Origin of the sequence: Streptomyces silaceus (assembly GCF_001419745.1) — a bacterium.
GTDB classification, from domain to species: domain Bacteria; phylum Actinomycetota; class Actinomycetes; order Streptomycetales; family Streptomycetaceae; genus Streptomyces; species Streptomyces silaceus.
In genome coordinates, this window is record NZ_LIRJ01000370.1 from 1 (window position 1) to 10233 (window position 10233).

At 75.3% G+C, this 10233-nt stretch carries 2 protein-coding genes; both read left to right on the forward strand.

Annotation, left to right across the window (positions count from 1 at the left end; genetic code table 11):
• Positions 1–3160, forward strand: a 3160-nt coding sequence (locus AOK22_RS29885; protein ID WP_157872314.1) for a condensation domain-containing protein, incomplete at its 5' end; no start/stop codon positions are given.
• 71 nt (positions 3161–3231) lie between these two features.
• The coding region (locus AOK22_RS29890; protein ID WP_055701845.1) for a type I polyketide synthase at positions 3232–10233 on the forward strand (7002 nt) is incomplete at its 3' end.

The following is a 10233-nucleotide window of genomic DNA, read 5'->3' on the forward strand; positions in this document are numbered from 1 at the left end:
GGTCAAGATCCGTGGGTTCCGTATCGAACTCGGCGAGATCGAAGCCGCACTCGCGAGCCATGAAGCCGTCTCCCACGGCGTCGTCGTCCCGCGCGGCTCCGACGACGGCCGGGCGCTCGTCGCGTACGTCAGCCCGACGCCGCAGTGGCTCGACGACGCCGCCCGCGAGCAGAACGCCTCGCTGCTGGAACAGTGGCAGCACGTCTTCGAGGACCAGTACGCGGGCACCGGGGGCGACGGCACCGCCGACGACCTCAACCTGGCCGGCTGGGACAGCAGTTACACCGGCGAGCCCGTGCCCGAGGCCGGGATGCGTGAATGGATCGACGGCACGGTCGAGCGGATCGCCGAGCTGCGGCCCCGCCGCCTCCTGGAGATCGGCTGCGGCACCGGCCTGCTGCTGTTCCGCTACGCCGACGCCTGCGAGAGCGTGCACGCCTTCGACCTGTCGGACGCGGCGCTCGCCGACGTCCGCAAGGGAGTGGAGCGGCGCGGCTGGAGTCACGTCACGCTGGAGCAGGGCGACGCCCTGTCGATCGCCCGGCTGGCCGGGCAGACCTTCGACACGATCGTGCTCAACTCCGTCGCCCAGTACTTCCCGAACCGGGTCTACCTGGAAGAGGCGATCTCCCGGATGCTGCCGCTCCTCGCGGAGGGCGGCCGCATCTTCATCGGCGACGTACGCAACCTCGATCTGCTCCCGGCCCACCTGGGAGCGGTCGAACGCAGCCGGACCGCCGGCCGCACCACGGCCGGGGCCCTCGCCGAGCAGACGCGCCGCCGTCGCCGGCAGGAGAGCGAACTGCTCCTGAGCCCCACCTACTTCGCGCGCATCGACGAACGGTTCCCCGAGCTCGGCGGCTTCGACCTGCTGGTCAAGCGCGGCGTCGAGGACAACGAGATGTCGGCCTACCGCTACGACGCGGTCCTGACCAAGGGCACCCCCGCGCCCGCCGAGCCGCTGGAGTGGCTGGACGCCGACACCCCGGAGCGGCTGCGCGCCCTCCTGGACGACGGCGCCCCCGACCGCTTCGGCGTCAGCGGCCTGCGCAACCCCCGGATCGCCGACGACGTGCGCATCGGCGAGGGGATGACGCGCTGGGCGCCCACCCGGGACATCGAGCCGCTGCCCGGAGGGGTCCGGCTGACCGAGCAGGACACCGCTGACGTACGGGAGTTGGAGGCCGTGCTGCGGCATGCCGAGGAGCTCGGCTACCGGGTCGCCGCCACCTGGTCGCAGGACCGGCTCGACGGGCTCGACCTCGTGCTCGGCCGCGACGGTCTGCCGCCCGTGCGGGCCCGCGCGGCCTACCGGCAGGCCCGGCCGGCGAACCACCCGCGGATCGGCGACCTGGGCGCGTTGGTGGCCCGGACGCTGAAGGGACACCTGTCGGCGCGGCTGCCGGAGTACATGCTGCCCAGCGTGTTCATGCTCCTCGAAGAGCTGCCCATCACCGCCAACGGCAAGGTCGACAAGCGGGCGCTGCCCGCCCCGGACGAGGGCGCCGTGGCCAAGGAGGCCTACGTCGCGCCCCGCACCGAGGTCCAGCGCACGCTCTGCCGGGTCCTCGAAGAGGTCCTCGGCGTCAGCCGCGTCGGCATCGGGGACAGCTTCTTCGCCCTGGGCGGCCACTCCCTGCTCGCCGTCCGGCTCAACCTGCGCGTACGCCAGGAGACCGGCCGCGAGCTGCCGCTCCAGCTGATCCTCACGGGAGCCACCGTGACGGAGATGGCCGCGGCACTGGAGGACGAGCCGTCCTCGGCGTCCGCGGAGGCGGCGCCGCTGGTGCCCGCCGTGCCCGTCGCCGAGGGGGAGGAGACACCGCTCTCGCTCCAGCAGCGCGACCTGTGGTTCCTCGGCCACCCCGGGCACCTGGACGCGTCCTACGACAACGCCCAGCTCGCCCACCGGCTCACCGGACCCCTCGACCGCGACGCCTTCGAGCGTGCCGTACGCGCCCTCGTCACCCGCCACACCGTGCTGCGCACCAGCTATGTGCGCCGCGACGGAGCCGTCACCCAGCGCGTCAACGACGGCGCGGACTTCGCGGCGCACGTCACCGAGCCGGTCTCCGGGGACGAGGCCCTCGCCCGGTGGCTGCGGGAGGAGCGCGCGCGGCCGTTCGCGCCGGAGGGACCGTACGGCGTACGTTTTCATCTGGTGCCGGTGGCCGACGACGAGCACGTCGTCGTCCTCACCCGTCCCTGGGGAGTCTTCGACGGGTGGTCGCTGACCATCGTGCTGACCGAACTGATGGTCCTGTACGGCGCGTTGAGCCGCGGGCGGCAGCCCGACCTGGAGCCGCTGCCGCTCCAGTACGCCGACTACGCCCGCTGGCAGCGCACCACCGTGGACGAGGGTGCACTCGACCGCCAACGCGACTACTGGAAGCGGCAGTTGGACGGACTCCCCGCCTGTACGCAGCTGCGCGCCGACCGCCCGCGCGGACAGGTGAAGTCCTACCGGGGCGGCACGGTCGACTTCGCCGTCCCGCAGTCCCTGCTCGCCGGTCTCAGGCGGCTGGGCCAGGACCACGACGGCACGCTGTACATGACGCTGCTCTCGGCGTTCGCGGTACTCCTCGGCGGTCGCACGGACGAGCGGGAGATCGCCGTCGGCTCGCCCGTCACCAACCGCCCGCGCGCCGAACTGGAGCGGCTCGTCGGCTACTTCGTGAACCTGGTGGTCCTGCGCCTCGACATCACCCCGGACCGCGCCTTCACCGACCTGCTCGCCCAGGCCAGGAAGGTCACGGGGGAGGCCCACGAGCACAAGGACCTGCCCTTCACCGAACTCGTCGAGGACCTGGCGCCCGAGCGCGACCCCGCGTACTCGCCGCTCTTCCAGACGATGTTCAACCTGGTGCCGAACCCGGCGGCCGACGCCGGCGGCGAGGACGCGGCGGCCGGCCTGACGGTGAGCCCCGTCGCCGCCGACCCGGGCCCCGCCAAGTACGACCTCAACCTGACGGCCCTGGAGACGGACTCGGGCCTGACGGGCCGCCTGGAGTACAGCACCGACCTGTTCACGCGGGACACCGCCGAGCACCTGGCGCGCGCCTACGAGCGGCTGCTCGCCGAGATCGCGGCGGACCCCGCCGCCGGTCTCGCCCGGCTGCGCGAGCGCGCCGACGCGGAGGGGCCGGACAGCTCCGCATGACACGCCACGCACACCAGGGCGCCACACCGCAGCACCCGCCACGACAGGACCGACCGGAGGACGAAGCAGGCATGCCCACGAACGACCCGACCGAGCGCGCGATCGCCGTCGTCGGCATGTCCTGCAGGGTGCCGGGAGCCGACGACCTCGACGCCTACTGGCGGCTGCTGCGCGACGGCGTGGACGCGATCACCGAGGTGCCGGAGGGACGCTGGGACCTCACCGGGACCCCGGACGGCACCCCCGGCCACGACGGCGTGCGGCGCGGCGGATTCCTCGACGGCGTCGGCGACTTCGACCACGGCTTCTTCGGCATCTCGCCGCGCGAGGCCGAGGCGATGGACCCGCGCCAGCGGCTCGCCCTGGAGCTGAGCTGGACGGCGCTCGAACACGCCGGCGTCGTACCGGAGCGGCTGCGCGGCGGCCGGGCCGCGGTGTTCCTCGGCGCCACCGGCGACGACTACGCCGCGCTCGTCCACCGGCACGGCGGCGACGCCGTGTCCCACCACTCGATGGCGGGCCTCAGCCGCGGTGTGATCGCCAACCGGGTCTCCTACCACCTCGGCCTGCGCGGCCCCAGCCTCACCGTGGACGCGGCGCAGTCCTCCTCACTGGTCGCCGTCCAGATGGCCTGCGAGAGCCTGCTGTCGGGCGCCGCGACCCTGGCCCTGGCCGGCGGCGTACACCTCAACCTCACCCCGGAGAGCACCCTCGCCTTCGCGCGGGCGGGCGCCCTGTCCCCGGACGGGCGCGCCCACACCTTCGACGCCCGCGCCAACGGGACCGTGCGCGGCGAGGGCGGCGGCATGGTCGTCCTCAAGCGCCTCGCGGACGCCGTGGCCGACGGCGACCCCGTGCACTGCGTGCTGCTCGGCGGCGCCGTGAACAACGACGGCGGCGGCGAGGGCCTCACCGTCCCCGACGGCGGGGCCCAGCGGGAACTCCTCCACAACGCCTACGCGCAGGCGGGCACGGACCCGGCGCGCGTGCGGTACGTCGAACTCCACGGCACCGGCACGCGCGCGGGCGACCCCGTCGAGGCGGCGGCGCTGGGAGCCGTGCTCGGCCGGGGCCGCGCGGCGGCGGAACCGCTCCTGGTCGGCTCGGTGAAGACCAACATCGGGCACCTGGACGGCGCCGCCGGCGTCGTCGGCCTGATCAAGGTCGCCCTGGCGGTGAAGAACGGCGCCCTGCCGCCCAGCCTGCACTACGCCGAGCCGCACCCGGCCATCCCCATGGACGAGCTCAGGCTGCGCGTCAACGACGAGACCCGCGCCTGGCCGGAGGGCCCGCGCCTGGCGGGTGTCAGTTCGTTCGGCGTGGGCGGCACCAACTGCCACGTGGTCGTCGCCGAGGCCCCGGCCGTCACGGAGGCGCCAGAGGTCACCGGGGCGCCGGTCGCCTCCGAGGCCCCGGCCGTCCCCGACGCCACCGACGTCGGAAGCGCCCTGCCCTTCCCCGTCGTCGTGTCCGGCGCCAGCAGGGCCGCGCTGCGCGCCCAGGCCCGCCGCCTGCTCGACCGGGTGGAGGCCGACGAGCAACTCCGTCCGCGGGACGTCGCGTTCGCCACCGCGACGACCCGGTCGGTCTTCGCGCATCGCGCCGTCGTCGTCGCCGCGGACCGCGCCGAACTCGTCGCCGGACTGACCGCCCTCGTGGCCGGCACCCCCTCGCCGCTCGTCGTCGACGGCACGGCGGGCTCCCCGGCGGGCGTCGTCTGGGCGTTCCCCGGACAGGGGCCGCAGTGGGCCGGGATGGCCCTGGACCTGTGGGAGCGACTGCCGGTGTTCGCCGCGCGGATGGACGCGTGCGCGGAGCTGCTCGACGGCCTGGTGGACTGGTCGCTGCGCGAGGCGCTCGCCGACGAGGGCGCGCTGCTGCGCATGGACGTCATGCAGCCCGCGCTGTTCGCCGTGCAGGTGTCGCTCGCCGAGGTGTGGCGCGCGGCCGGTGTCGCCCCGGACGCCGTCGTCGGGCACTCCCAGGGCGAGATCACGGCCGCCTGCGCGGCGGGGATCGTCCCCGTGGCGGACGGCCTGCGCCTGATGGTCGAGCGCAGCCGCGCCATCACCGAACGGCTCTCCGGGTGCGGCGCGATGGCGCTCGTCGAGAGGGCGCGCGCCGACGTCGAGGCGGACATCGCGGACGGCGTCTGGGACGCCGTGTCGATCGGCGCGGTGAACGGCCCGGACGCGATCGTCGTCTCCGGCCCGGTGGACGCCGTCGACGCGGTCGTCGCCGACTGCCGCGAGCGCGGCATACGGGCGCGGCGCGTGCCCATCGACTACGCCTCGCACTCGCCGCACGTGGCGAAGATCCGCGAGGAGGTCCTGCGGGCAGCGGAGCGCGTCACCACCCAGGACAGCCCGGTCGCCTTCTACTCCACCGTCACCGGCGGCCGTCTCGACACGGCCCGCCTGGACGCCGCCTACTGGTACCGCAACCTGCGCGAACCCGTGCGCCTCGAGGACGCCGTGCGGGCCCTGGCCGCCGACGGGCACGGCGTCTTCGTCGAGGCCAGCCCGCACCCGGTCCTGACCATGGCCGTGCAGTCCACCCTCGCCACGGTCGAGGGCGCGGACGACGCGGTCGTGCAGGGCACGCTGCGGCGCGCCGAGGACGGACCGCGGCGGCTGCTCCTGTCGCTGGCCGCGCTGCACGCGCGGGGCGTCGCCGTGGACTGGCGGCCGGTGTTCGAGGGCACCGGCGCCCGCGCCGTCGAGCTGCCCACGTACGCCTTCCAGCGCAGCACCCACTGGATCACCGCCACCACCGCCAGCGCGCCCGTCGCGCCGCTCCCGACGGCGGCACCCGCCTCCCGTACGCCCGAGGAGCACGACGCCCTCGACGAGGAGGGGCTGCGCGCGCTGATCCACGCCCAGGCGGCGGCCGTGCTCGGCCACACCGACGCGGCGGCGATCGAGGCCGACCGCACGTTCAAGGAGTCCGGCTTCGACTCGGTCACCGCGGTGGAACTGAGCACCCGGCTGAGCGACGCGACCGGACTGCGGCTCGCGACCACGCTCGTCTACGACCACCCGACCCCCGCCGCCCTCCTGCGCCACCTCGACGACGAGCTCTCGGGACACGCGGACGACCGCGGCGGGGACACGACGGGCCCCGCCCCCGACGACGACCCGATCGCCGTCGTGGGCATGAGCTGCCGGCTGCCCGGCGGCGTACGCACCCCCGAGGAGCTGTGGCGGCTGGTCCACGACGGGGTCGACGCGATCGCGCCGTTCCCCGAGGACCGCGGCTGGACCCTGGACCCCGAGGCGACCGGACACGTCCGCACCGGCGGATTCCTCGCGGACGTCCAGGACTTCGACGCCGAGTTCTTCCGCATCGGCCCGCGCGAGGCCCGCGCGATGGACCCCCAGCAACGGCTGCTCCTGGAGGCGTCCTGGGAGGCGCTGGAACGCTCCGGGATCGACCCGGAGTCCCTGCGCCGCACCCGGACCGCCGTCTTCCTGGGCGTCTCCGACCAGTCCTACGTCCCACCGCTGCACGAGACGTCCGACAGCTTCGGCGGCTACGCCCTGACGGGCGGACTCCCGAGCGTGGCGTCCGGCCGCATCGCCTACACCCTCGGGTTCGAGGGGCCCGCGCTGACGGTGGACACGGCGTGCTCGTCGTCGCTGGTGTCCCTCCACCTCGCGGCGGCGTCGCTGCGGTCGGGCGAGAGCTCGCTGGCGCTGGCGGGCGGGGCCGAAGTGATGTCCACGCCCGGCATGTTCGTGGAATTCTCCCGGCAGGGCGGGCTCTCGGCCGACGGCCGGTGCAAGGCGTTCTCCGACGCCGCCGACGGCACGGGCTGGGCCGAGGGCGTGGGTGTCCTCGTCCTCGAACGCCTTTCGGACGCGCGGCGCAACGGCCACCAGGTCCTCGCGGTCCTGCGCGGTTCGGCCGTCAACCAGGACGGCGCGTCCAACGGACTGACCGCGCCCAACGGCCCGTCGCAGGAGCGGGTGATCCGCGACGCGCTCGCGGGCGCCGGGCTCTCGCCCTCGGACGTGGACGCCGTCGAGGCCCACGGGACCGGCACGACCCTGGGCGACCCGATCGAGGCGCGGGCGCTGCTGGCGACCTACGGTCAGGGCCGCGACCCCGAACGGCCGCTGTGGCTCGGTTCGTTGAAGTCGAACATCGGGCACGCGCAGGCCGCCGCCGGTGTCGCCGGTGTGATCAAGATGGTGCTCGCCCTCCAACAGGGCGTACTGCCGCGCACCCTGCACGTCGAGGAGCCGTCGCGGCACGTGGACTGGTCCTCGGGCGCGGTCGAGCTGCTCACCGAGCGGCGGGCGTGGCCCGAGACGGGACGGCCGCGCCGCGCCGGGGTGTCGTCGTTCGGCATCAGCGGCACGAACGCGCACGTGATCATCGAGCAGGCGCCGGACGCCGAGGAGGACGCGGCGCGGCCCGGCCCGGGCGGCCCGCTCCCCGTGCCCGTCCTGCTGTCCGCGAAGACCGAGGCCGCGCTGGCGGACCAGGCCGCGCGGCTGGGGGAGCACCTCACGACCCGCACGGACCTGCGCCCGCTCGACGTCGGCTGGACGCTGGCCGCCTCGCGCGCGCGGTTCGAGCACCGCGCCGCCGTCGTGGCCGCCGACCGGGACGGCCTGCTGGCCGGGCTCGACGCACTGGCCCAGGGCGCCCCGAAGGCACCGGGCTCCGTCGCGGGGACCGCCAGGGCCACCGGCGGCCGTGTGGTCTTCGTCTTCCCCGGCCAGGGCTCGCAGTGGGCGGGCATGGCCGTGGAACTCCTCGACGCCGAGCCGGAGTTCGCCGAGCGGCTGCGCGCCTGCGCGGCGGCGCTCACGGAGTTCGTCGACTGGGACCTGGAGGACGTACTGCGGCAGGCCGAGGGCGCCCCGACCCTGGAGCGGGTCGACGTCGTCCAGCCCGCGTCCTGGGCGGTGATGGTCTCGCTCGCGGCGCTCTGGCGCGCGTACGGGGTCGAACCGTCCGCCGTCGTGGGCCACTCCCAGGGCGAGATCGCGGCGGCCTGCGTGGCCGGTGCCCTGTCGCTGCGCGACGCGGCCCGCGTGGTCGCGCTCCGCTCCCGGGCCATCGCCGCCGACCTGGCGGGACGCGGCGGCATGATGTCGGTGGCGCTGCCCGCCGCGCAGGTCGAGTCCCGTCTGGAGGAGTGGGCGGGCCGGCTCGCCGTGGCCGCGCTGAACGGCCCCAACGCCACCGTCGTCGCCGGCGACCCCGAGGCCCTCGACGCCCTGTACGCCGCCTGCAAGGCGGACGGCGTCCGGGCGCGCAAGGTCCCCGTGGACTACGCCTCGCACACCTCCCACGTGGAGCGCATCGAGGAGGAGCTGGCGCGGGTCCTCGCGGACCTGGACCCCGAGCCCGCCCGGGTGCCGTTCTACTCGACCGTGGAGAGCGACTGGCTGGGCGAGCGTCTCGCCGACGCCGGGTACTGGTACCACAACCTCCGCCGGACCGTGCACTTCCACTCCGCCGTCACGGCCCTCGCCGAGCAGGGCCACGACACGTTCGTCGAGGTGAGCTCCCACCCGGTCCTCACCATGAGCATCCAGGAGATCCTGGAGGACGGCGGGGCGGCACGGGGCACGGCGGTCTGCGGATCGCTGCGCCGCGACGAGGGCGGCCCGGACCGCTTCCTCGCCTCGGTCGCCGAGGTGTGGACACGGGGCGTCGGCGTCGACTGGGGGACACGGTTCGCGGGCGCGACGCGGGTCGACCTGCCGACGTACGCCTTCCAGCGCCGCCGCCACTGGCTCGACGCCCTGGCCGACCAGCCGCTGCTCGGCCGGGCCGTGGAGCTCGCCGACGGCGCGGGCACCGTCCTGACCGAGCGCCTCTCGCTGCGCACCCGCCCCTGGCTGACCGACCACCGCGTCCTCGGCCGGGCCGTGGTCCCCGGCACCGCCCTGCTCGACATGGCCCTGCGCGTCGGCGACACCGTCGAGGAACTGACCCTGCACGCCCCGCTGGTCGTCCCCGAGCGCGACGAGGTCGAGGTGCAGCTGACGGCGGCGGCACCGGACGAGGAGGGCCGGCGCGCCGTCCGCGTCCACGGCCGCGTCCCGGGCGCCGCCGACGAGGCATGGCAGCTGCACGCCACGGGCACGGTCGGCACGGCCGGGCCCGCCGAGGCGGACGTCGCGCTGACCGAGTGGCCGCCCGCCGGGGCCACCGCCGAGGACCGCACGGCCTGGTACGACGAACTCGCCGGACGCGGACTGGAGTACGGTCCCGCGTTCCGCAACCTGCACCGCGTCTGGCGGCACGGCGACGACCTGCTCGCCGAGGTGGCGCTGACGGACGAGGCCGGGCCGTTCGGCGTGCACCCCGCACTCCTCGACGCGGTGCTCCACCCCCTCGTCCTCGAACAGTCCGGCACGAACGTCCCGTTCTCGTGGGCCGGGGTGCGCCTCCTGCGCGGCGGCGCGACCCGGCTGCGGGTGCGGATCTCGCCCCTGGGCGAGGGCCGGGCGTCCCTCGACGTCTCCGACGGCAGCGGCGTCCAGGTGCTCACGGTCGACTCGCTCACCCTGCGGCCCCTGGACGCGCGGCGCACCCATCCCAAGCTCTTCCACGTCGAGTGGCGCGAGGCCGCCGCGCCCGCACGGGCCGCCGCGCCCGACCCGGCGACGGTGGTGCTTCCGGTGGCGCCGGGCGGCGCGTACGTGCCCGTCGCCGTCCACGAGACCGCCGAGCACGTGCTCCACCACGTACGCAAGTGGCTGGAGGAGAACCCCGACGGGCCCTCCCGGCTGGTCGTCGCCACCCGGCGCGCGAGCGCCGTCGAGTCCGGCGACGACGTCGACCTCGCCGCGGCCACCGTGTGGGGGCTGCTGCGGCCCACGCAGACGGAACACCCCGGCCGTGTCGTGCTGCTGGACACCGAGGGCGCCGACGGCGACGACGGGGCCCACGAACCGGCCGCCGACGTGGTCGCCCGCGTCCTGGCGCTCGGCGAACCGCAGGTGGCGCTGCGGGCGGGCCGCGTGTTCGTGCCCCGGCTCGCCCGCGGCTCCGTCCCCGCGCCGGACCCCGCCCGCCCGGTGCTCGGCCCCGAGGGCACGGTCCTGATC